Below are 22470 nucleotides of genomic sequence, written 5' to 3' on the forward strand. Positions count from 1 at the left end.
GAGAAAAGTACCCGTAAGCGTGCCTACAGCGCAGGGTGGGATAATTGCCCCTAGCGTCACCCCAGCGTGCCTCTAGGGCCCGCCAAATCTAGCTTCTACCCCTACCCCACGATGACAACGACCATCAAATACGACGATTTAGTAGAGTCAATAGCAGCGTCACTCCAGTACATCAGCTACTACCACCCCACCGACTACATCGCCCACCTGGCCCGCGCCTACGAGCGCGAAAAGAGCCCGGCGGCCAAGGATGCGATCGCCCAGATCCTGACCAACAGCAAGATGAGCGCCACCGGCCAGCGCCCCATCTGCCAGGACACCGGCATCGTCAACGTGTTCCTGAAAGTGGGCATGGACGTGCGCTGGGAAGGCTTCACCGGCAGCCTGGACGACGCCATCAACGAAGGCGTGCGCCGTGGCTACAACCACCCCGACAACACGCTGCGCGCCTCGGTCGTGGCCGACCCGCAGTTCGCCCGCAAAAACACCAAGGACAACACTCCTGCCGTCATCTTCACCGAGATCGTGCCTGGCAACACCGTGGACATCACCGTGGCAGCCAAGGGCGGCGGCTCGGAGAACAAGTCCAAGATGTACATGCTCAACCCCGGCGACAACGTGGTGGACTGGGTGCTCAAGACCGTGCCCACCATGGGCGCAGGCTGGTGCCCGCCCGGCATGCTGGGCATCGGCATTGGCGGCACGGCCGAGAAGGCGGTGCTCATGGCCAAGGAAAGCCTGATGGACGACCTGGACATGTACGAACTGCAGGCCAAGCAAGCCAGCGGGGCCGAACTCGACAATGTCGAAAAGCTGCGCCTGGAGCTGTTTGAAAAGGTCAACGCCCTGGGCATTGGCGCGCAGGGCCTGGGTGGCCTGACCACCGTGCTGGACGTCAAGATCAAGATGTACCCCACGCACGCGGCCAGCAAGCCGATTGCGATGATCCCCAACTGCGCCGCCACGCGCCACGCGCACTTCGTGATGGACGGCTCGGGCCCCGTGTACCTCACGCCCCCCAGCCTGGACCTGTGGCCCAACGTGGACTGGGCGCCGGACTACAACAAGAGCAAGAAGGTCAACCTCGACACCCTGACCAAGGAAGAAGTCGCCAGCTGGAAGCCCGGTGACACGCTGCTGCTCAACGGCAAGATGCTGACGGGCCGCGATGCCGCGCACAAGCGCATCCAGGACATGCTGGCTAAGGGCGAGAAGCTGCCTGTGGACTTCACCAACCGCGTCATCTACTACGTGGGCCCTGTAGACCCGGTGAAGGGTGAGGCCGTGGGCCCCGCAGGCCCGACCACCGCCACGCGCATGGACGGTTTCACCGAAATGATGCTGGCCCAGACTGGGCTGATCGCCATGGTGGGCAAGGCCGAGCGCGGCCCGGTCGCCATCGAGGCCATCAAGAAGCACCAGAGCGCCTACCTGATGGCCGTGGGCGGCGCCGCCTACCTGGTTTCCAAGGCCATCAAGACCGCCAAGGTCGTGGGCTTTGAAGACCTGGGCATGGAAGCCATCTACGAATTCGACGTGGTGGACATGCCCGTGACCGTGGCCGTGGATGCCGGTGGTACCAGCGCCCACATCACCGGCCCGGCCGAGTGGCAAAAGCGCATCGCATCGGGAGAGTTCAAGGGCATCGGCGTCGCTGCGGCCTGAAGCGCGTTTTTGTGGCAGGGCCCGCAAGGTGCCTGCTGCAACAAGGTGCAATGACAAAGAACCGCCTTCGGGCGGTTTTTTGTGGCCGCTCCGACACACATCCCTGCATCCGGTTCGGCAAAAATGCTGGCTCGATCCGACTCCTCTTTCTCGGCCTTTGCTGCCTCCACCATGCTTTTGAACCACGGGTTTGCACAGCCCCTTCAGCAGCCTCTGCGCGCCTTGCTGCTGACCACCCTGATCAGCGCCCTGCCCCTGGCGGCCAGCGCCAACCCGCCCATGGTTCCACAGCATGACGCGCAAACCGCCTTTGGCGGCGCGCTGCCGACCCGCGATGCCGCGCTGTTGGACGCCAGCATCGCATCCCACATCGAACGCCAACAGCTGCTGAACAGCCAGCACCTGGCGGGCAGCCAACTGCGCACGCTGGACTTTTTCAACAAGACCTTCACCGTGCTCCGTGGGGGCAAGCGCACGGTGTTCGATGCAGAGCTGCTGGGTACCTGGTGGCCCGAAAGCAAGCGCTGGGCATGGGAAGCCGTAGAACGCGTACCCGACCTGAAAGACCCGAAGCGCAAATCGTTTGCCACAGGCAGCGCGCTCACGCGCCTGTATGGTCGTGAGCACGGCATCGACATCCTGCAGATCGATACCACGCAATTGGCGAGCGAAGAGGCCGCCTGGTATCTGTGCGCACTCACCGCACAACTCAACCAGGCCAGTGGCGTGCTGGTGAGCATCAGCAGCGAGCTGGTCGCTGGGGGCTCAGAAGGGCAAAAGGCCGTGGTCAAACGCTACTACCTGCTGTCGCACCCGAAAGTTACGGACGCACCCACCGGTGGCACCAGCAAGACCCAGTCGCCCGCACGCTGAGCCTTTTGCTTTCCCCCAGTGCTCTGCAGCTGCGCGGTCGGCGACGCAGCCCGAGGCGTAGCTCCAAAGCCAACGCTGCAGGCATTTCCTGTTTTCCTACAATCCAGCCTTTTGTCCAACCACGGGCTTCCTGATGCCGCAGGCCTCTTCTCCTATCGGTGTGTTTGACAGCGGCGTCGGCGGGCTGAGCGTGCTCCGCGCCCTGCTGGCCGCCATGCCCCACGAGCGCTTCGTGTACCTGGCCGACAGTGCCAATGCCCCCTACGGCGAGCGCGGCGACGCCTTTGTGGCGGCCCGCACACACGCCATCACCGAGTATCTGTGCCAGCAGCACCACATCAAGGCCCTGGTGGTGGCATGCAATACCGCCACGGCAGCCGCCATCCATGAGGTGCGAAGCAGCCACCCAGAATTGCCCCTGGTGGGCCTGGAGCCCGCCGTGAAGCCTGCTTTGGCAGTGACCAAAACAGGGCATGTGGGTGTCATCGGCACCCGGGGCACGCTGACCAGTGCCAAGTTCGGCAAGCTCATGGCCTCGCTGGCCGACCAAGCCCATTTTGTGGTGCAGCCCTGCGACGGTCTGGCGCACGCCATTGAGCGCAGCGTGGCCCTGCCCGCCGCTGCCCCTGACAGCCCTGTCCATGCCACGGAGACCGGTGCGCTGTGCGAACGCTACGTGCAGGCCATGGGCAGCTTTGGCACCGGGCCCGGGCAGATGGACACTCTGGTGCTCGGCTGCACGCACTACATTTTTGTGGCCCACGAGTTGCGCGCTCTGGTGGGGCCGGACGTCCAGTTCATCGAGACGGGTGAACCTGTGGCACGCCAGACGCGGCGCCTCTTGGAGGCGGCCGGCCTGCTCGCGTTGCCTCCGTCCGAGCAGCCCACATCCCCCGAGGGCCCGGAGTCCGTACAACTGCTCACCACCGGCCCTGTCGCCATGATGCAGGCAGCGGCCCAGCGCTGGCTGAACCTGCCTGCCAGGCTCTGCCAGAGCGTGTCAGTGCCTTGATGGGAAGAAAGACCGCCAGCGTAGGTTTTATCTGCACTGACAGCTATCATTTTTGATAACACCATCAGCTGGTGCAACTGATGCGCTGACAGCCCTGAATCCTCAGGACGCGTCCGAGCCCCACAGTCGCGTACCCGCCTGCTCCACGTGGGTGAGGTACAGGCGGAGGTCGAATTCGTACTGGTGGTACTGAGGCTCCATGTGGGTACAGAGCTGGTAGAAGGCCTTGTCGTGGTCCTTCTCGCGCAGGTGGGCCAGTTCATGGACGACGATCATGCGCAAGAACTCTTCGGGTGCCTGCTTGAACATCGCGGCAATGCGAATCTCATGTTTGGCTGCCAACCGGTTGCCCTGTACGCGTGACACAGCGGTGTGCAAACCCAGTGCATGGCGCACTACGTGGATCTTGTTGTCGAACAGCACCTTGTTGACCGTGCCTGCGTTGCGCAGGTAGCGTGCCTTGAGCTCCTGCGCATAGTCATACAGCGCCTTGTCGCTGCGCACGGCATGCGCCTGTGGGTATTTGCGCAGCAGAACCGCCCCGAGCTTGCCCTGCTGCAACAGATCACGCGCCTGGTCCTGCAACGAAGCCGGGTAGGAACGCAGATAGGGAAGATCAGTGCTCATGGGCAACAAGGCCGAGATGGCCAGGACATAGGGTAGCGCGAACGCACATGCGCATTGAAGCGACGAGAGAAATCACCCAATGCCTGGAAGAAATGAGTGAGGTGTGCCGCTGGGCTTGCCCCCACAAGCAGCGCATGCGCCGCGAACCGGCGGCGCAGATCAGTGCAGGTGGCGCGGGCGACGGCCACCACCACCGCCGTGACCACCGCTGGGACCGCCAGGGCCACGCGGCGGTTTGCCAATCTCCAGCGAATTCACGAGGGCGTCGAAGCGCTGGCTGAAAAGCTTGTCGATCTCGGCAACCACGCCGCCCAGTTCGGCGCCATCAAAGTGGCGCTCCATCATGTTCACTACGTCTTGCACCAGCAAATCACGCTGCACCTGCATGATGGCAGCGGGCGTGGGGCCGACAAAAAGCATCACGAAGTCGTCGCGTGACTCTGCACCCTGCTCTTCCTCGTCTTCATCGAAGTCGGTGTCGTAGAAGGTGACCTCGATGGCTGCACCTTGCTCGGCCAGCTCATTGAGGCTCATGCACATCTCGTCGAGCGACTGGCGGAAGTCCTCATCGCCACGCACCGTCCAGCACATCTGCAGCAAATGCTCTTGCGCGTCGTATTTGATGCCGGGCTCTTCTTCGTAGGCACTGGCGGCACCGTCGGCCAGCGAACGTGCTCCAGCGTACTTCCACAGCGGTTTGAGCGCCTCTTGAAGCTGGTCGAAACCGACATCAGCCCGCAGGAGGACCTGTCCGTGGACATGGATTTCAAAGGGAGCGTTGTAACTTGACATGATTGAATCGTAGTGGTGCCCCGAGCCGGGGTCGAACCGGCACGCCCCTTTTCAGGAAAGCGGCGGATTTTAAGTCCGCAGTGTCTACCAATTTCACCATCGGGGCGCCGGCTGCTGAGCGCATACTTGCGTTGCAGCGTAACCCGGGCAGCGCATGCGCGCAATGCCCTGTCGTATCTCTGGTCAGGACCGCTGTTTGAAAACAGCACGCCCCGGACCACCAAGAAAAAAGGGAAGCCTAAGCTTCCCTTTTCAAATATGGAGCGGGAAAAGAGTCTCGAACTCTCGACCTCAACCTTGGCAAGGTTGCGCTCTACCAACTGAGCTATTCCCGCGTTTTCTGATTTCTCTAACGTTTCCGTTAGTGCTTATCAGCAAGCCTCAAATTATATAACTCTTTTTGACCGTGTTCGATTGCAAGCCAAAAAAATTTTATCCAACTACCAACCCATGAAACGATCTCTGCTTGCGTCTTCGCCCTGAGGGCTTCGTCACTTACCTGCTGTAGACCGTATCTGGAGGCGCGGTCCGGAGTCGAACCGGACTAACCGGATTTGCAATCCGGGGCATAACCGCTTTGCTACCGCGCCAGGAACTCTCATTCCTCTGACAAAAAAGGGAAGCAATTGCTTCCCTTTTTGTGGAAATTGGAGCGGGAAAAGAGTCTCGAACTCTCGACCTCAACCTTGGCAAGGTTGCGCTCTACCAACTGAGCTATTCCCGCATTTATCGAAGCCTTACATTGTACAACGTTTGCTGCGATGAGATGAATTGTAGCGCATTTTTTGGGGCTCCCAAAAAAATTTGCATCAATGTTTCAATCCATCGACGGCGGCAGACGACGCTGCGGCTTTATCCGTCGACACAGCTACCGCTGCAGCAGCCACGGCCACCTCTTCGTCCGTAAGCGGCACGGGCTTGCTCTCCAGGGCCACCTCCAGCACCTTGTCGATCCAGCGCACAGGCACGATCTCCAGGCCGCTCTTCACGTTGTCCGGAATCTCTGCAAGGTCCTTCACGTTCTCTTCAGGGATCAGCACCGTCTTGATGCCGCCGCGCAAAGCGGCCAGCAGCTTTTCCTTGAGGCCGCCGATGGCCGTTACCTCGCCCCGCAGCGTGATCTCGCCAGTCATCGCCACATCGCCGCGCACAGGAATGCCGGTGAGGGCCGAGACAAAGGCCGTGGTCATTGCGGCCCCGGCGCTGGGGCCGTCCTTGGGTGTGGCGCCATCGGGCACGTGGATATGGATGTCGCGCTTCTCGAACGTTTCGTCCTTGATGCCCAGCATGCGTGCGCGGCTGCGCACCACCGTACGGGCCGCCTCCACGGATTCCTTCATCACGTCGCCCAGGGAACCTGTGCGCGTGATCACTCCCTTGCCAGGCATGATGGCCGCCTCGATGGTCAGCAGATCGCCCCCCACCTCCGTCCAGGCCAAGCCCACCACCTGCCCCACTTGGTTTTGCAGTTCGGCACGGCCGTAGGTGTACTTGCGTACGCCCAAAAAGTCCGGCAGGTTGTCGGCGGTGACGACGACCTGAGGCTCCAGCTTCTTGAGCTGCAATCCCTTGACCACCTTGCGGCAAATTTTGGACAGCTCGCGCTCCAGCGAGCGCACGCCCGCTTCACGGGTGTAGTAACGCACCATGTCACGCACCGCAGGCTCGGTGATGAGCAGTTCTTCGTCCTTCACGCCATTGTTTTTGAGCTGCTTGGGCAGCAGGTACTTCATGGCAATGCTGGTCTTCTCGTCTTCGGTGTAGCCCGACAGGCGAATTACTTCCATCCGATCCAGCAGCGCTGGCGGAATGTTCATCGAGTTCGATGTGGCAACGAACATCACGTCGGACAGATCGAAGTCCACCTCAACATAGTGGTCGCCGAATGTGTGGTTCTGCTCGGGGTCCAGCACCTCCAGCAGCGCGCTGGACGGGTCGCCCCGGAAATCCGTGCCCAGTTTGTCGATCTCGTCGAGCAGGAACAACGGATTGCGCGTACCAACTTTCGAAAGACTCTGCAGCACCTTGCCCGGCAGTGCGCCGATGTAGGTGCGGCGGTGCCCGCGAATCTCGGCTTCGTCGCGCATGCCGCCCAGCGCCATGCGCACATACTTGCGTCCGGTGGCTTTGGCAATGGACTGACCCAGCGAGGTCTTGCCCACGCCAGGAGGTCCCACCAGGCACAGGATAGGCGCTTTCACCTTGTCCACGCGCTGCTGTACCGCGAGGTATTCCAAGATGCGGTCCTTGACCTTGTCGAGACCGTAGTGATCTTCGTTGAGCACACCCTCGGCATTCACGAGGTCGTGCTTGATCTTGGTCTTCTTGCTCCACGGCAGCGCAGTGAGCACGTCGATGTAGTTACGCACCACCGTCGCTTCGGCCGACATGGGCGACATCAGCTTGAGCTTCTTGAGCTCAGCCTCTGCCTTCTTGCGCGCCTCAGCTGGCATCTTGGCGAGCTTGATCTTTTTCTCGATCTCCTCGATGTCCGCCCCCTCGTCGCCCTCACCCAGTTCCTTCTGGATGGCCTTGACCTGCTCGTTCAGGTAGAAGTCACGCTGGTTCTTCTCCATCTGGCGCTTGACACGGCCACGGATCTTCTTGTCCACGTTGAGGATATCCACCTCGCGGTCCAGCTGCTCGAACAGGTTTTCGAGGCGCGCCTTCACGTCCGACAGGTCCAGCACCACCTGCTTGTTTTCGAGCTTGAGGGGCAGGTGCGCAGCGATGGTGTCCGCCAGACGGCCGGGATCGTCAATGCTGGAGATGGAAGTCAGAATCTCGGGCGGAATCTTCTTGTTGAGCTTGACGTACTGGTCAAACTGCTGCATCACGGCACGCCGCAGGGCCTCAATTTCGCTGGGCTTGTTGGCGTCCGGCGTGGCCTCCACCGGCGTCACGGAGGCCATGAAGAGCGACTCCGCATCTTCAATCGACGTCACCAGAGCGCGCTGCTGGCCTTCCACCAGCACCTTCACGGTGCCGTCGGGCAGCTTGAGCATCTGCAAGATGGTGGAGACACAGCCCACATCGAACATGTCCGCCACCGAAGGCTCATCCTTGGCTGCGGCCTTTTGGGCCACCAGCATGATGCGGCGGTCGGCCTCCATGGCCATCTCCAGAGCCTTGATGCTCTTGGGGCGGCCCACAAAAAGCGGGATCACCATGTGGGGGAACACCACCACGTCACGCAAAGGCAACAGCGGCAGGTCAAGGGGGGTAGCTGGCAGGGGGGTATGTCCGGACATGGAAATCCTCAAAGTGCTCTGTGGAAGTGGGTCCACATGTGGGGATTTTCAACCCTCGCACGCAGCCGTACTGGCGCAAGGGTTGATGGTTCGAAGGGCGGCCACAGGACGCCCGCTCCGGTCATCTCAGACCGCGTGAAGAAATCCGGCTGATCCATGGAGGCACCAGCGGACTTCTGCACGCCTTTTCAGGCCTTCTTGGCTGCTTCGCGGTAGACGAGCAGCGGCGGCTTGTTTTCTTCGATGGTGGACTCGTCCACCACCACCTTTTCGACGTTGCTGGTATTAGGCAAGTCGAACATGGTGCCAATCAGCGCTTGCTCCAGGATGGAGCGAAGACCCCGCGCGCCCGTCTTGCGGGCCAACGCCTTGCGTGCGATGGCTTTCAGGGCAGCCGGGCGAATTTCAAGGTCTACACCTTCCATTGCCAGAAGCTTGCTGTACTGCTTGACGAGCGCATTCTTGGGCTCTGTCAGGATCTGCACGAGCGCATCCTCACTCAGCTCGGCCAGCGCCGTCACCACAGGCATCCGGCCCACCAGCTCAGGGATCAGACCAAACTTGATGAGGTCTTCCGGCTCGATCTCGGTGAACACCTCGGTGAGAGAACGCTGCTTCTTGCTCTTGACCGACGCGCCGAACCCGATGCCCGACGCCTCGGTGCGGTTCTCGATGACTTTTTCCAGCCCGGCGAAGGCACCACCGCAGATGAACAAGATGTTGGTCGTGTCAATCTGCAGGAAGTCCTGATTCGGATGCTTGCGCCCCCCTTGTGGCGGCACGCTGGCCATGGTGCCTTCAATGAGCTTGAGCAGCGCTTGCTGCACGCCTTCGCCCGACACGTCGCGCGTGATGCTGGGGTTGTCGGACTTGCGCGAAATTTTGTCGATTTCGTCGATGTAGACGATGCCGCGCTGGGCGCGCTCGACTTCGTAGTTGCAGCTCTGCAGCAGCTTCTGGACGATGTTTTCGACGTCCTCGCCCACATAGCCCGCCTCCGTCAGTGTGGTGGCGTCGGCCATCACAAAGGGCACATCCAGCATGCGCGCCAAGGTCTGCGCCAAAAGCGTCTTACCCGAGCCCGTGGGGCCGATCAGCAGGATGTTGCTCTTAGACAGCTCCACATCGTCCTTGTGGGCCTTGTCCTTGTGGCGCAGGCGCTTGTAGTGGTTGTACACCGCCACGGCCAGTGTGCGCTTGGCCACGTCCTGCCCAATCACATAGTTGTCCAGGTTGGCCTTGATCTCGACCGGCGTGGGCAGGTCGCTGCGGCCTTCGCGGGCCAGATCACCCGCCGGCAGTTCGTCGCGGATGATCTCGTTGCACAGGTCAATGCACTCGTCGCAGATAAAGACCGACGGACCGGCGATCAGCTTCTTCACTTCATGCTGGCTTTTGCCGCAGAAAGAGCAGTAAAGGGTTTTTTCGCTGGAAGAGCCTTTTTTCTCGGCCATGGGGGCAATGCCTTGCTTGTTTCGGAAAGTTGTCGGGATGATAACCAAATAAAAAACGGCGTCTTCCCCTCGGGAAAACGCCGCTTCGCCGCCCTCGGGCGATCAGGCGCGCTGGCTGATCACTTGATCGACCAAACCATAGTCCTTGGCCTCGTCAGCCGAGAGGAAATAGTCACGCTCGGTGTCGCGCTGGATCTTCTCCAGCGGCTGGCCGGTGCGCTCGGCGAGGATCTTGTTGAGCTGCTCGCGGGTCTTGAGGATCTCGCGGGCGTGGATTTCGATCTCGGTCGCCTGGCCTTGCATGCCGCCCAGAGGCTGGTGGATCATGACCTTGGAGTTGGGCAGCGCAAAACGCTTGCCCTTGGCGCCCGCCGCCAGCAGGAACGCGCCCATGCTGGCCGCCATGCCCGTGCACAGGGTCGAAACATCGGGCTTGATGAAGTTCATGGTGTCAAAGATCGCCATACCGGCACTCACCGAACCGCCGGGCGAGTTGATGTAGAACGAGATGTCCTTGTCGGGGTTTTCGCTCTCCAGGAACAGCAGCTGTGCCACCACCAGGTTGGCCGTCTGGTCATTGACCGGCCCCACCAGAAAAATCACGCGCTCCTTGAGCAGGCGCGAGTAGATGTCATAGGACCGTTCGCCACGGCCCGACTGCTCGATGACCATGGGGACCATGCCCAGGCCTTGTGTTTCCAATGCGCTCATGTATTTCTCCAGTCAAGCAGGTACTGTACCCAGAAATGAATTGGGGCTTGTGCACGAAAGCACAAGCCCCTGGTGTGTCTTGACAACCAGAACCGGGCAGTTGCACGAAGCAGGCCGCCCGGCCCGAGGGCCTATCAGCCCTGCTGCGCCATCAGGTCGTCGAAGGAAATGGCCTTCTCAACCACCTTGGCCTTGGACAGCACGAACTCGGTCACATTGTTCTCGATGACAACGGCTTCGACTTCGGCCAGACGCTGGCGGTCGCCGAAGTACCAGCGCACCACGTCTTCGGGCTTCTCGTAGCTGGCAGCCAGCTCGTCGATGTGGGCCTTGAGCTGCTCGGGCTTGGCCTGCAGTTCGTTGGCGCGCACCAGCTCGGCCAGCACCAGGCCCAGACGCACGCGGCGCTCTGCCTGAGGACGGAACACGTCTTCAGGGATTTCTGCCTTGTCGGCATCCTTGACACCGCGTTGCTTGAGTTCAGCGCGTGCGCCTTCCATCAGGCGGGCGATTTCGGCCTGGATGCTGGCGTTGGGCAGGTCCAGCTCGGCCTTGGACACCAGGGCGTCCATCACGGCAGCCTTGTTGCGGGCCAGCAGGCGGAACTTGACTTCGCGCTCCAGGTTCTTCTTGATGTCAGCGCGCAGGCCTTCCACGGAACCGTCGGCGATGCCGAGCGACTTGGCCAGGGCGTCGTTCACTTCGGGCAGATGGGCTGCTTCGATCTTCTTGATGGTCACCAGGAAGTCGGCGGTCTTGCCGGCGACGTCCTTGCCGTGGTACTCGGCGGGGAAAGCCAGGGGGAACGTCTTGCTTTCGCCAGACTTCATGCCGCGCACGGCGTCTTCAAACTCCTTGAGCATCTGGCCTTCGCCGACCAGGAACTGGAAGTCTTCGGCCTTGCCGCCATCGAAGGGTTCGCCGTCGATCTTGCCTTCGAAGTCCACGGTCACGCGGTCACCGTCTTGCGCAGCGGCGTCCAGGGCGCGCTGGGCGAAGCTGCGGCGCTGCTTGCGCAGGATGTCCAGGGTCTTGTCGATGGCGCTGTCGGTCACTTCGGAGGACAGCTTTTCGACTTCGGCGTCCGACAGGTCTGCGATCTTGACTTCGGGGAACACTTCAAAGACGGCGTCAAACGTGACCTGGCCCTCGGGAGCGCCTTCCTTTTCGGTGATGCGGGGCTGACCGGCCACGCGCAGGTTGGCTTCGTTCGCAGCCACGGCAAAAGCCTCACCCACCTTGTCGTTCAGCACTTCGTACTGCACCGAGTAGCCATAACGCTGGGCAACCACGTTCATGGGCACCTTGCCGGGACGGAAGCCGTCCATCTTGACCGTACGGGCCAGGCGCTTGAGGCGCGTGTCCACTTCGGACTGGATCAGGGTGACGGGCACGCTCAGCGTGATCTTGCGCTCGAGCTTCTCAAGGGTTTCAACAGTAACGGCCATGGCTATTCCTCTTATGAATGTGGATCGTGCTGGCTGCAGCGCAGCAGCGCCGTGTTCCGCAAAGTCTCACATGGGTGGTGCGCGGGGGGGGACTCGAACCCCCACACCATTGCTGGCGTCAGGACCTAAACCTGGTGCGTCTACCAATTTCGCCACCCGCGCGGTTCTACAAACAAACAGGCGGCAAGCTGAGCTGCCGCCTGTGTGAAATCGGTCAACCTTCTATTTTACCTGATGCGGAAGCCCTGCCGGTCAAGCCGCCCCAGGAACCTCTGGCGCAGGCCGCTTGACACGGAACCAGGCCGCGTACATCGCAGGCAGTGCCAGCAGCGTGAGCACCGTGGCCACCACCAGCCCGCCCATGATGGCCACAGCCATCGGGCCCCAGAACACGCTGCGCGACAGCGGGATCATGGCCAGCACCGCGGCCGCGGCCGTGAGCACGATGGGGCGCAAACGACGCACGGCCGATTCCACAATCGCATCCCATGCAGGCACGCCCCGAGCGCGGTCCTGCTCGATCTGGTCGATCAGGATCACCGAATTGCGCTGGATCATGCCCATGAGCGCGATCACGCCCAGCAGCGCCACGAACCCAAACGGCCGGTTGAGCAGCAGCAGGGACGCCGCCACACCCGCCATGCCCAGCGGCCCGGTGAGGAACACCAGCATCGCGCGGCTGAAGCTGTGCAGTTGCAGCATCAGCAGCGTGAAGGTAATGAACAGCATGATCGGAAGCCCCGCCGCAATGGACGCCGAGCCCTTGGAGCTTTCCTCCACGGCGCCCGCCACCTCGATGCGGTAACCCGTCTGCCCCGCCGACCGCCACTTGGCCTCGATCTCCTTGAGGGATGGCAGCAGTGCCGCCGTCACCGTCGCGCCCTGCAGGCCCTCGGTCACGTCGCCCTGCACGGTGATGGCGTAGTCGCGGTTCTCGCGCCACATCACGCCGGGCTCCCAGGTGAACACGGGCTTGGCGATCTGCGTGAGCGGGATCGACTTGCCCGACGCCGTGGGCAGATAGGCGTTGGCGATGTCGGTGATGGCATTGCGCTCATCCAGCGGCTGGCGCAGCAGGATGTCGATGAGCTTGTCGCCCTCGCGGTACTGGCCAACCTGCGTGCCCGACAGAATGGTCTTGGACGCCTGTGCGATGGACTGGCTGGTCACGCCCAGGGCGCGTGCCTTGGCCTGGTCGACTTCCAGGCGCAGCACCTTCACGGACTCGTTCCAGTTGTCGTTCACCCCGCGCATGTTGGGATTCTGGCGCAGCTGGGCCTTGACCTCGTCCGCACGCTCGCGCAGTACCAGCGGATCAGGTCCCACCACGCGGAACTGAACGGGATAAGGCACGGGCGGCCCGTTGGGCAGCAGCTTGACGCGCCCGCGCACTTCCGGGAACTCCTGCGCCAGCAGCGCAGGCAGCTTCACACGCAGCGATTCGCGCACCTTCAGGTCTTGGGGCACCACGATGAACTGCGACACGTTGCTCTGCGGGAACACCTGGTCCAGCGGCAGATAAAAACGCGGCACGCCAGAGCCTACCCAGGTGCTCACCGTATTCACGCCTGGCTCGGACAGCAGGCGCTGCTCCACGCGTTTGGTGACGGCCTCGTTGCCTGCGAACGACGTGCCTTCCGGGAACCAGATGTCCACCAGAATCTCGGGCCGGCTGGAATCCGGAAAGAACTGCTGCTGCACCTTGCCCATGCCCACGATGCCCAGGGCAAAAGTGAGGATGGTCGCACCGATGGTGATCCAGCGGTGCTGCACGCACCAGTCCACCAGACGGCGGAAGCTGCGATAGAACGGACTGTCAAACACCTCATGCGGATCGTCGGTGATGCCCTTGTTGGCCTGGGCGGCCAGCACATGGGGAGGCACCTTGAGCAGCAGCGTGCCCAGGTAAGGCACAAAGTAGACCGACACGAACCAGCTGAGCACCAGCGCAATCACCGTCACGGCAAAGATGGCAAAGGTGTATTCGCCCGTGGTGGACTTGGCCAGTCCGATGGGCAAGAAGCCCGCCGCCGTGATCAAGGTGCCCGTGAGCATGGGCATGGCCGTGATCTCGTAGGCGAAGGTGGCGGCGCGCACCTTGTCATAGCCCTCTTCGAGCTTGAGCACCATCATCTCGACCGCAATGATGGCGTCGTCCACCAGCAGGCCCAGCGCGATGATCAGCGAGCCCAGCGAGATCTTGTGCAGCCCGATGCCCCAGTACCACATGGCCAGGAACGTGACGGCCAGCACCAGCGGGATGGTGATGCCCACCACCAGCCCCGGGCGGGGGTCGATGTACCAGCGCTTCCACAGCGGGTTGTTGCCGGGGCGCTTGTGAAATCCCAGGCTGATGAAGCTGACCGCCAGCACGATGACCACGGCCTCGATCAGCACCTTGACGAATTCATTCACCGAGGTGGACACCGCCTTGGGCTGGTCCTGCACATTGACCAGATTCACACCGGCCGGCAGCGTGGCGCCGATGCGGTCGGTGGCCGTGTGCAGCGCCTTGCCCAGCGCAATGATGTCGCCGCCCTTGGCCATGGAGACGCCCAGCGCGATTACCTCGCGGCCCTGGTGGCGCACCTTCACGCCCGGTGGGTCCACATAGCCGCGCTGCACTTCAGCGATGTCGCCCAGCCGCAGTTGCGCGCCCGAAGGGCCACGGATCGGCATCGCGCGCAGGTCCTCGATGGCGTTGAACTGACCTTGCACACGCACCTGCACCTGGTCTTGCGGCGTCTGAATGGTGCCCGCGCTCTCCACAGCGTTTTGCTGGCCCAGCTGGGCAAGCACCTGATTCATGTCCAGGCCCAGTTGCGACAGGCGCTTTTGCGAGATCTCGATGAAGAGCTTTTCGTCCTGCACGCCAAACAGCTCGACCTTCGCCACATCGGGCACGCGCAGCAGCTGCTGGCGTGCATCATCGGCAAACTGCTTGAGCTCGGCGTAGCTGAAGCCCTCGGACTCCAGCGCGTAGATCACGCCATACACGTCCCCGAAGTCGTCATTGAAGAACGGGCCCTGGATGCCCTGCGGCAAGGTGTAGCGCATGTCGCCCACCTTCTTGCGCACGCTGTACCAGACATTGGCCACGTCGCCGGGCTTGGAGGAGTCCTTGATCTGGAAAATGATCTGCGACTCGCCGGGCTTGGAGTAGCTGCGAATCTTGTCCGCGTATGGCACCTCTTGCAGCGTGCGCTCGATCTTGTCGGTGACCTGCTCGGCCACCTGCTGGGCTGTGGCACCGGGCCAGTAGGTGCGCACCACCATGGCACGGAAGGTAAAAGGCGGGTCTTCGTCCTGCCCCAGCTGGAAGTAGGCCGCAAAGCCCAGCAGCATCAGCACCACCATGAGGTAGCGGGTGAGCGCGGGATGGTCGAGCGCCCATTTGGAGAGGTTGAACCCCTCTTTGGGTTGGATTTGCGTCATGGCGGGCCTCAGTTGGCGGCAGAGGCCGTGGCGGTGGCGGGTGCAGCAGCGGTTGCAGGAGCCGAGGGCACCGCTGGCATTGCTACAGATTCAGGAGCTGTTTGCGCTTTATTCACCGGCGCCTGGGCCACTTTTGGCTGGTATACCGTCACTTTTTGACCGGGAGACAGCACATGCACGCCGGTGGCCACCACCTGCATGCCGGGGGTCAGTCCCCCGGCCACCACGGCATCGTTGCCATCGGCCGTGGCGATCTGCACCACCTGCGACTTGACGGTGCTGGTTGCAGGGTCGTATACCCAAACGGCGGTGGACTGGCCCTCCTGCCGCAGCGCGCTGGTGGGCAGCTTGATGGCGGCAATGCCGGCGTGGCTCAGCGCCTTGGGCGTGGCGTACACGGTGGCGCCCAGCGCTGGGGCGTCGGCCGCGTCAATGGCCACCTTGACTTGGAATGTGCGGGTCGCCGCGTCGGCGCTCGCAGCCACCTCGCGCACACGGCCTGTCAGCGTGCTGCCACCCGACCAGCCACGCACGGCGACCTCGGAGCCCGTCGTGATCTGCGCCACCTTGTCTTCCGGCACGGCAAACACCACGTCGCGCGGGCCATCCTGCGCAATGCGCACCACCGGGGCGCCGGCCGACACCACCTGGCCCGGCTCGGCATCGATACCCGTCACCACGCCCGACACATCCGCCACCAGCGTGGTGTAAGCAGCCTGGTTGCCCTGCGACGACAGCTGGGCACGCGCCTGGTCGAGGGTGGCCTGGGCGGCCTTGAGCGTGGCCTCGCGGCGTTCCAGCTCGGCACCGCTGATGAAGTTCTGGTCTTTCAGCGCCTGGTAGCGCTTGAGGTCTGCCGCCGCCAGGTCGCGCTGCGTGGTGGCCGACGCCACCTGCGCACGCGCTGCGTCAGCCGCCAGCTGGTAGTCCTTGGGGTCCAGTTGCGCCAGCACCTGGCCTGCCTTCACGCGCTGGCCCAGCTCGGCCTGGCGCTGCACGATCTTGCCCGCCACCCGAAAGCCCAGGCGCGACTCCACCCGCGCGCGCACCTCGCCCGAATACTCCAGGCTGGACTGCAGCGCACCCACGCCCACCGTCATCAGTTTGACGGAGCGCACGGGCTCCTCGGGCGGTGCGGGACGCGAACAGGCGGCCAGCACGGTAGCGGTGGCCAGCACCAGCAAAAGCCTGGAATGCCGTGAAAAGGGCCGCAGGGCGGAGGAAGTGCGCATGGGAAATCCGGTGAAAAAAGAAGGGGCCACAAGGATCAGCAAGCAAAACGCAGGCCGGAGCGCCCGCGCAGCGACGGTACACCAGGCACCCGCCAACCGGCGACCCGCAGCCATGCAGGGCGCTTGTGAACAGGTGCAGGGGCCAGCCGCCTTGTCCCCCACTGGATTGGTTTTTATGATTACTGACTGACCGGTTAGTAATCTATGAGAAGCCCTTGAGCTTGTCAAGCGACAATCCGGGGTGTGAACGACCGTCCCAGCCCCTCTCCCCAACCCGGCGCAGCCTCCGCGCCACAGCCCACTGCGACTGATGCGGTGGCGCCCCCCGTGACCCATTACGAAAACTTCCCGGTCGCATCCCTGTTGTGCCCGCCCCACCTGCGCCAGCCGATTGCCGCCATCTACGGCTTTGCGCGCACGGCGGACGACATTGCCGACGAAGGCGATGCCCTGCCCGCCGCCCGGCTGGCAGACCTGGCCGCTTACCTGGCCGATCTGCGCGCGATCGCCCAGGGCCAGGCGCCCTCGCCCCGCTGGGCCAGCGTGTTTTTGCCGCTGCAAGGCGTATTGCGCAGCCACCAGCTGCCCGTGCCGCTGCTGGAAGACCTGCTGAGCGCCTTTGCCCAGGACGTGGAGAAAACCCGTGACGGAGAAGGCTACGCCGACCGCGACGAGCTGCTGGACTACTGCCGCCGCTCGGCCAACCCCGTGGGCCGGCTGCTGCTGCACCTGTATGGCGTGCACGACGCCGAGGCGCTGCGCCAGAGCGACGCCATCTGCACCGCGCTGCAACTCATCAACTTCTGGCAGGACCTGTCCGTGGACATTCCCCGGGGGCGCCACTATTTGCCCCGCTCCGACTGCGCGACCTATGGCGCCTGCCAGTCCGAGCTGCTGGCGCTGCAAAGCACCCGCGAGAACGCCCGCCTGATTGCCGACTGCGCCCACTGGGCCCGCACCATGATGCAGAGCGGCGTCCCCCTGGTGCACCGCCTGCCCGGCCGCGCCGGCTGGGAGCTGCGGCTGGTCGTGCAAGGCGGCCTGCGCATCCTCGACAAGGTCGATGCCCTCAAAGGGGGCAGCCTGCACACCCGGCCCAAGCTCCGTGGGTGGGACTGGTGCGTGATGCTGGGCCGCGCGCTGGTGATGTAAGAAAGATTCATGGGCCGCAAGACGGGCTCACACACTTGCCCGCCCGAGCGCCATGCAGTGCCAAAACGACCTGTAGCGCTTGATTTATATACGTCACAAGCTATCCAATTAATAGCAAATGGCCGAGATAGTCCGCGCACTCGGCCCGGCCGGGGCAGGGATAGCGAGCATGCCCCGGCCACCGCACCCGGTTAGCCTCGCGGCCACCGTGGCAGGGCGGCGGCCAGCGCCCCACCCTGCCGGCCCGTGCCCGCGCGCCACAAGCGTTGCGGCACTTCTTTTGAGCCAGGGTCACCCCCACCATGTCCGTCAGCGTTTTCGACCTCTTCAAGATCGGCATCGGGCCGTCCAGCTCCCACACCGTGGGGCCCATGATTGCGGCCCGGCAGTTTGCCTGCCATGTGCGCGACACCGTCGGCCTGGCGGCCGTGCACCAGGTCACGGTGGAGCTGTTCGGCTCCCTCTCGGCCACCGGCGTGGGCCACGGCACCGACCGGGCCGTGCTGCTCGGCTTGGCCGGGCATGAGCCAGACCATATCGACCCCGACCAGATCGCCCCCGCCATCGCACAGATCCGCCAGAGCGGCACGCTGGCGTTGCTGGGCGAGCATGCCGTGCCGTTTGTCGAAAAGGACCACCTGCTGTTTCGCCGCAAAAGCCTGCCGCTGCACCCCAACGGCATGGCGTTCCATGCACTGGATGCGCAGGGCAACGACATCGCTATGCGCGAGTACTACTCCGTGGGCGGCGGCTTTGTGGTCGATGCAGCCGGGCAGCGTGTGCTCAACACCCCAGCCAGCGCGAGCGCCGACACCGCAGGCCATGGCCAGGGCCTGCCACACCCGTTCCGCACCGGGGCCGAGCTGCTGGCGCAGTGCCGCACTACGGGCCTGAGCATGGCCCAGCTCATGGCCGCCAACGAACAGCACTGGCGCAGCCCGGCCGAGGTGCGGCGCCAGCTGCTGGCCATCTGGCAGACCATGGCGGGCGCCGTGCAGCGCGGCTGCGCCAGCACCGGCACCCTGCCCGGCCCCATGCATGTGCGCCGGCGTGCGGCCGAGCTGCACAAGAACCTGAGCCGCTCGCCCGAGGCCGCCCTGCGCGACCCGCTCTCCATGCTGGACTGGGTGAACCTGTACGCCATGGCCGTGAACGAAGAAAACGCCGCTGGCGGCCGCGTGGTGACGGCGCCCACCAACGGCGCGGCAGGCGTGATCCCGGCCGTGCTGCACTACTACGTCAACTTTCTGCAGGGCCCCATCCCGGCCAACGACGACGGCATTGCCACCTTTTTGCTCACCGCAGGCGCCATCGGCATCATCTACAAGGAGAACGCCTCTCTCTCGGGCGCCGAGGTCGGCTGCCAGGGCGAGGTGGGCGTGGCGTGCTCCATGGCCGCCGGCGCACTGGCCGCCGTGATGGGCGGCACGCCCGAGCAGGTGGAGAACGCGGCCGAGATCGGCATGGAGCACAACCTGGGCATGACCTGCGACCCCGTGGGCGGGCTGGTGCAGATCCCCTGTATCGAGCGCAACGCCATGGGCGCGATCAAGGCCATCAACGCCGCCCGCATGGCGCTGCGCGGCGATGGGCAGCACGTGGTCTCGCTCGACAAGGTCATCAAGACCATGATGCAGACCGGCGCGGACATGAAGGTGAAATACAAGGAGACATCGCGCGGCGGGCTGGCGGTGAATGTGGTCGAATGCTGAACCGCGCCGCCCACCGGCCCTTATCGCAATCCCTCTCGCACCTCGCTTCGCGGCACGTTTCGTAGCCCCTTCACCTGCATGCATCTGCCGCCCGACCTGCCCATCCCCTTGCCGCTGGAGCGCTGGCTCAACCGCCTGGGCGCGCTGGTGATGCCGCTGGCGCTGATGGTCGTGCTGCTGCTGTTTTTGCAATGGCCTTTGCGCGACGGGTGGGGTGCGGGGTCCAGCCAGGCCAACGACCTCGCGCAGGTGCTGTTTGCGCTGTATGTGGCCGTGGCCCTGCGCCATGCGGACCGGCGCGGCGCTCACCTGGTGAGCCGCCCAGACCTCGCCCATGCGGGCCGGGGCCCGGTGCGCGCCATGCGCCTTTTGGGCGCACCCCTGGCCGTGCTGCCCTGGGCGGTGTTTGTGTGCATCAACGCCGCGCCCACGGTGTGGCGGTCGGTGCGGGGGCTGGAGAGTTTTCCTGAAACCGCCAACCCCGGCTACTTCGCCATCAAGCTGGCCTTGCTGATACTGGCCGTGCTGCTGGCCCTGCAAGCACTGGCCGACCTGTGGAGGGCCGTTCACACCCTGCGCACGCCCACTGGCACACCGGCGGACCCTGCATGAGTCCCATCCCATGAACACCATCGGCCTGTTGCTGCTGGTGCTGGCCCTGGTGCTGATGATGACCACCGGCTGGGCCACCTACGCCGTGCTGCTGGGCGTCAGCACCCTGGGCGCGGTGGCGGGCCTGGCGCTGGGCGCGTTTGATGGCGCGGTGCTGCGCAGCCTGCCGGAGCGCGTAGTGGGCCTGCTCGAACACGACCTGCTGCAGGCGCTGGTGCTGTACGCCGTGGTGGGTGCGCTGCTCAACCATCTGGCACTCGTCAACGGCCTGTACAGCGGCCTGAGCAAGGTGCTGACGCGCGTGGTAGGGCAACGGGCGGCGCCCGACATGGCGGGCCTGGGCGTGGGCATGCTGATGGCGCCCATGAACGGCTCGGTGGGGGCCAGCCTGGTGACCCTGTCGCACACCGCCGGGCAGGCCTGGGCCCACGAAGGCATGCCGCCCGCCCGCCGCACTGCCCTGGTCGCCGTGGCCAGCACGCTGGGCATCATCGTGCCACCGTCGCTGGTGCTGTTGCTGCTGGGCGATGCCATGCTGCGCGCCCACACCGAGGGCCTGACCCTGGCCACGCAGCTGGGGCTGGCCAGCGCCCACGCAGGCACCCGCATCATCAATACCCAGGACGTGCTGCAGGCCGCCCTGGCGCCGGGCGCACTGCTGCTGGTGCTGTGGATGGGCGTGACCTGGTGGCTGGCCCAGCGCCGCACTGGCGGCATCGCAGATCAAGGGGCCGCATCCTCAGCACCCGTGCCGCTGACCCGCGGCGAGCGCTGGACGCTGGGCGTGGTGCCCACGCTCATCGTGGCCCTGCTGGCACTGGTCACCACCGGCCGCGTCCGGGCGGTGGAGGCAGCCGCCACCGCCGGGGTGCTGCTGCTGGTGTGGGGCGTGGCGTCGCGCCAGCTCACGCTGCGGCGGCTGGCGCAGGTGCTGGACGACGCCATGGCGCTCACCGGTGCGCTGTTTGCGCTGCTGGTGGCGGCGGTCACGTTCTCGCTGGTGCTGCGCGCCTACGGCACCGATGCGCTGGTGGCCGAATGGATGCGTGCCCTGCAGGGCCAGCCCCTGCTGGCCATGGGGGTGGTGCTGGCCGTGCTGCTGGGCTCGGCGTTTGTGCTCGATGCGTTCGAGCTGATCTTCCTGATCATCCCCATCGTCATGCCCCCTTTGCTGGCGCTGGTGGACGACGCGGCCTGGGTGGCCGCGCTCACCTTGCTGGTGCTGCAGGCGGGGTTCCTGCTGCCGCCGCTGGGCTACGCGCTGGTGCTGTCCCGCGCCCAGGTGGCGCCCCGGCCCGCCATGGGCGCGGTGGCGCGCGCGCTGGCGCCCTACCTGCTCTGCCTGGCCGGCGTGATTGCCCTGGTGATGACCGTGCCCGCCACCACGCAGTGGCTGCGCAGCACACCCGCCACACTGCCCGAGATGTCGATCCAGGGCGAAGACCTGGACGCGCTGATGCGCGAGATGTCGCAACCCGAGGCGCCTGCCCCTGCACCCGCCGCCTCTGCAACACCACCCTAAAGCTATTATTTGAATAGCAACCCGGGCATGCTGCACTAGCGCATCCGCCCGAAAACACCTCAAACCCCGACAACCGGCCCGCCCCAGTGCGCCATGGGACAATCTCGCCCCATGACACCGCAGCAGTACGTACAGCAAAAAGCCGTGGCCTCGGGCAGCAGCTTCTATTACGCCTTTCTCTTTCTGCCCGCGCCCCGCCGCGCGGCCATCACGGCGTTCTATGCGTTTTGCCGCGAGGTGGACGACGTGGTCGATGAAGTGAGCGACCCGGGCGTGGCCCGCACCAAGCTGGCCTGGTGGCAGGCCGAAGTGACCAAGGCCTACGCAGGCCAGCCCACGCACCCGGTGATGCTGGCGCTGATGCCGCTCGCGGCCGACTACGGCATCGATCAGCGCCACCTGCAGGCCGTGATCGACGGCTGCCAGATGGATCTGGAGCAGACGCGCTACCTCGACTTTGCAGGCCTCAAGGGCTACTGCCACCTGGTGGCGGGCATCGTGGGTGAAGTGGCCGCGCGCATCTTCGGCCAGACTGACCCGCGCACCACCGAATACGCCCACCGGCTGGGCCTGGCGTTCCAGCTCACCAACATCATCCGCGACGTGGGCGAAGACGCCATGTTGGGCCGCATCTACCTGCCCGTCAGCGAGCTGCAGCAGTTCGAAGTGAAAGCGCACGAGATCTTGAAGCGCCAGTATTCCGACCGCTTCACGGCCCTGATGCGCTTTCAGGCCGAGCGCGCCCACCGGCTGTACGACGAGGCCTTTGCCCTGCTGCCCGACGCAGACCGCCGCACCCAGAAGCCCGGCCTGATGATGGCCAGCATCTACCGCACCCTGCTGCGCGAGATCGAGCACGAAAACTTCCAGGTGCTGCACCAGCGCATCCGCCTCACGCCGCTGCGCAAGTTCTGGCTGGCCTGGAAGATGCAGGCCCTGGGCAGGATGTAGCCCGGCGTGGCACCGCAGAAA

Annotated in this window: 16 protein-coding genes and 5 tRNA genes; 8 read left to right on the forward strand and 13 right to left on the reverse strand. The window is 64.2% G+C overall.

Features of this window, described 5'->3' with window-relative positions; translation table 11 throughout:
* The first annotated feature begins 111 nt into the window (after positions 1–111).
* The 3 genes from ACOYR4_RS15550 to murI all read left to right on the forward strand — a co-directional run bounded on the left by ACOYR4_RS15550 (position 112) and on the right by murI (position 3550).
* Positions 112–1665 carry a fumarate hydratase gene (locus ACOYR4_RS15550; protein WP_422847240.1) on the forward strand — a complete coding sequence of 518 codons (1554 nt, stop codon included), beginning with the start codon at positions 112–114 and terminating at the stop codon, positions 1663–1665.
* 171 nt (positions 1666–1836) lie between these two features.
* Positions 1837–2538 (forward strand): DUF6882 domain-containing protein, encoded by a 702-nt coding sequence (locus ACOYR4_RS15555; RefSeq protein ID WP_209820035.1) that lies wholly within the window; start codon positions 1837–1839, stop codon positions 2536–2538.
* 133 nt (positions 2539–2671) lie between these two features.
* On the forward strand, positions 2672–3550 hold the full coding sequence (murI, locus tag ACOYR4_RS15560) for a glutamate racemase (protein ID WP_209820034.1): 879 nt from the start codon (positions 2672–2674) through the stop codon (positions 3548–3550).
* Between the two features lie 102 nt (positions 3551–3652).
* Here murI and ACOYR4_RS15565 read toward each other — a convergent pair whose 3' ends face one another.
* The 13 genes from ACOYR4_RS15565 to ACOYR4_RS15625 form a co-directional block, all read right to left on the reverse strand.
* Positions 3653–4177 (reverse strand): M48 family metallopeptidase, encoded by a 525-nt coding sequence (locus tag ACOYR4_RS15565; RefSeq protein ID WP_209820033.1) that lies wholly within the window; start codon positions 4175–4177, stop codon positions 3653–3655.
* Positions 4178–4336: 159 nt separating this feature from the next.
* Positions 4337–4969, reverse strand: coding sequence for a DUF6806 family protein (locus ACOYR4_RS15570; protein WP_015014841.1), 633 nt, complete (start codon positions 4967–4969; stop codon positions 4337–4339).
* 13 nt (positions 4970–4982) lie between these two features.
* Positions 4983–5075 (reverse strand) — tRNA-Leu (locus ACOYR4_RS15575).
* 153 nt (positions 5076–5228) lie between these two features.
* Positions 5229–5304: transfer RNA gene (locus ACOYR4_RS15580), tRNA-Gly, on the reverse strand.
* A 181-nt stretch (positions 5305–5485) separates the two neighbouring features.
* Positions 5486–5559, reverse strand: a tRNA-Cys gene (locus ACOYR4_RS15585).
* A gap of 58 nt (positions 5560–5617) precedes the next feature.
* Positions 5618–5693: transfer RNA gene (locus ACOYR4_RS15590), tRNA-Gly, on the reverse strand.
* 85 nt (positions 5694–5778) lie between these two features.
* Positions 5779–8220: an endopeptidase La gene (lon, locus tag ACOYR4_RS15595; protein WP_422847241.1), complete on the reverse strand. Its 2442-nt coding sequence runs from the start codon at positions 8218–8220 to the stop codon at positions 5779–5781.
* A 188-nt stretch (positions 8221–8408) separates the two neighbouring features.
* Positions 8409–9674, reverse strand: coding sequence for an ATP-dependent Clp protease ATP-binding subunit ClpX (gene clpX, locus ACOYR4_RS15600; RefSeq protein ID WP_015014884.1), 1266 nt, complete (start codon positions 9672–9674; stop codon positions 8409–8411).
* Between the two features lie 102 nt (positions 9675–9776).
* Positions 9777–10385 (reverse strand): ATP-dependent Clp endopeptidase proteolytic subunit ClpP, encoded by a 609-nt coding sequence (gene clpP, locus ACOYR4_RS15605; protein WP_015014885.1) that lies wholly within the window; start codon positions 10383–10385, stop codon positions 9777–9779.
* A gap of 134 nt (positions 10386–10519) precedes the next feature.
* Positions 10520–11833 (reverse strand): trigger factor, encoded by a 1314-nt coding sequence (gene tig, locus ACOYR4_RS15610; protein ID WP_015014886.1) that lies wholly within the window; start codon positions 11831–11833, stop codon positions 10520–10522.
* 75 nt (positions 11834–11908) lie between these two features.
* Positions 11909–11995 (reverse strand) — tRNA-Leu (locus ACOYR4_RS15615).
* 90 nt (positions 11996–12085) lie between these two features.
* Positions 12086–15268 carry an efflux RND transporter permease subunit gene (locus ACOYR4_RS15620; protein WP_422847242.1) on the reverse strand — a complete coding sequence of 1061 codons (3183 nt, stop codon included), beginning with the start codon at positions 15266–15268 and terminating at the stop codon, positions 12086–12088.
* Between the two features lie 8 nt (positions 15269–15276).
* Positions 15277–16500 (reverse strand): efflux RND transporter periplasmic adaptor subunit, encoded by a 1224-nt coding sequence (locus tag ACOYR4_RS15625; protein ID WP_110961317.1) that lies wholly within the window; start codon positions 16498–16500, stop codon positions 15277–15279.
* 243 nt (positions 16501–16743) lie between these two features.
* On the opposite strand from ACOYR4_RS15625, the gene hpnC reads away from it, so the two are divergent.
* The 5 genes from hpnC (at position 16744) to hpnD (ending at position 22449) form a co-directional block, all read left to right on the forward strand.
* Positions 16744–17652 carry a squalene synthase HpnC gene (hpnC, locus tag ACOYR4_RS15630; protein ID WP_422847243.1) on the forward strand — a complete coding sequence of 303 codons (909 nt, stop codon included), beginning with the start codon at positions 16744–16746 and terminating at the stop codon, positions 17650–17652.
* A 302-nt stretch (positions 17653–17954) separates the two neighbouring features.
* Positions 17955–19364 (forward strand): L-serine ammonia-lyase, encoded by a 1410-nt coding sequence (locus ACOYR4_RS15635; protein WP_295940893.1) that lies wholly within the window; start codon positions 17955–17957, stop codon positions 19362–19364.
* A gap of 78 nt (positions 19365–19442) precedes the next feature.
* A complete protein-coding gene (locus tag ACOYR4_RS15640) occupies positions 19443–19976 on the forward strand; it encodes a C4-dicarboxylate ABC transporter substrate-binding protein (protein ID WP_422847244.1) in 534 nt (177 codons plus the stop codon).
* Positions 19977–19986: 10 nt separating this feature from the next.
* Positions 19987–21498, forward strand: coding sequence for a TRAP transporter large permease subunit (locus ACOYR4_RS15645; protein ID WP_422847245.1), 1512 nt, complete (start codon positions 19987–19989; stop codon positions 21496–21498).
* Positions 21499–21609: 111 nt separating this feature from the next.
* On the forward strand, positions 21610–22449 hold the full coding sequence (gene hpnD / locus ACOYR4_RS15650; RefSeq protein WP_422847246.1) for a presqualene diphosphate synthase HpnD: 840 nt from the start codon (positions 21610–21612) through the stop codon (positions 22447–22449).
* The last annotated feature ends 21 nt before the right edge of the window (positions 22450–22470 follow it).

The organism is Acidovorax sp. M14 (assembly GCF_049331375.1).
In the GTDB taxonomy this organism is placed as follows: Bacteria; Pseudomonadota; Gammaproteobacteria; order Burkholderiales; family Burkholderiaceae_C; genus Acidovorax.

What these genes read in the sequence shown, in the direction of transcription:
- ACOYR4_RS15620 (WP_422847242.1), bottom strand. Translation starts at nt 15,268, where the DNA reads ATGACGCAAATCCAACCCAAAGAGGGGTTCAACCTCTCCAAATGGGCG.
- hpnD (WP_422847246.1), top strand. Translation starts at nt 21,610, where the DNA reads ATGACACCGCAGCAGTACGTACAGCAAAAAGCCGTGGCCTCGGGCAGC.
- tig (WP_015014886.1), bottom strand. Translation starts at nt 11,833, where the DNA reads ATGGCCGTTACTGTTGAAACCCTTGAGAAGCTCGAGCGCAAGATCACG.
- clpP (WP_015014885.1), bottom strand. Translation starts at nt 10,385, where the DNA reads ATGAGCGCATTGGAAACACAAGGCCTGGGCATGGTCCCCATGGTCATC.
- ACOYR4_RS15625 (WP_110961317.1), bottom strand. Translation starts at nt 16,500, where the DNA reads ATGCGCACTTCCTCCGCCCTGCGGCCCTTTTCACGGCATTCCAGGCTT.
- clpX (WP_015014884.1), bottom strand. Translation starts at nt 9,674, where the DNA reads ATGGCCGAGAAAAAAGGCTCTTCCAGCGAAAAAACCCTTTACTGCTCT.
- ACOYR4_RS15570 (WP_015014841.1), bottom strand. Translation starts at nt 4,969, where the DNA reads ATGTCAAGTTACAACGCTCCCTTTGAAATCCATGTCCACGGACAGGTC.
- ACOYR4_RS15565 (WP_209820033.1), bottom strand. Translation starts at nt 4,177, where the DNA reads ATGAGCACTGATCTTCCCTATCTGCGTTCCTACCCGGCTTCGTTGCAG.
- lon (WP_422847241.1), bottom strand. Translation starts at nt 8,220, where the DNA reads ATGTCCGGACATACCCCCCTGCCAGCTACCCCCCTTGACCTGCCGCTG.
- ACOYR4_RS15550 (WP_422847240.1), top strand. Translation starts at nt 112, where the DNA reads ATGACAACGACCATCAAATACGACGATTTAGTAGAGTCAATAGCAGCG.
- murI (WP_209820034.1), top strand. Translation starts at nt 2,672, where the DNA reads ATGCCGCAGGCCTCTTCTCCTATCGGTGTGTTTGACAGCGGCGTCGGC.
- ACOYR4_RS15635 (WP_295940893.1), top strand. Translation starts at nt 17,955, where the DNA reads ATGTCCGTCAGCGTTTTCGACCTCTTCAAGATCGGCATCGGGCCGTCC.
- ACOYR4_RS15555 (WP_209820035.1), top strand. Translation starts at nt 1,837, where the DNA reads ATGCTTTTGAACCACGGGTTTGCACAGCCCCTTCAGCAGCCTCTGCGC.
- ACOYR4_RS15640 (WP_422847244.1), top strand. Translation starts at nt 19,443, where the DNA reads ATGCATCTGCCGCCCGACCTGCCCATCCCCTTGCCGCTGGAGCGCTGG.
- ACOYR4_RS15645 (WP_422847245.1), top strand. Translation starts at nt 19,987, where the DNA reads ATGAACACCATCGGCCTGTTGCTGCTGGTGCTGGCCCTGGTGCTGATG.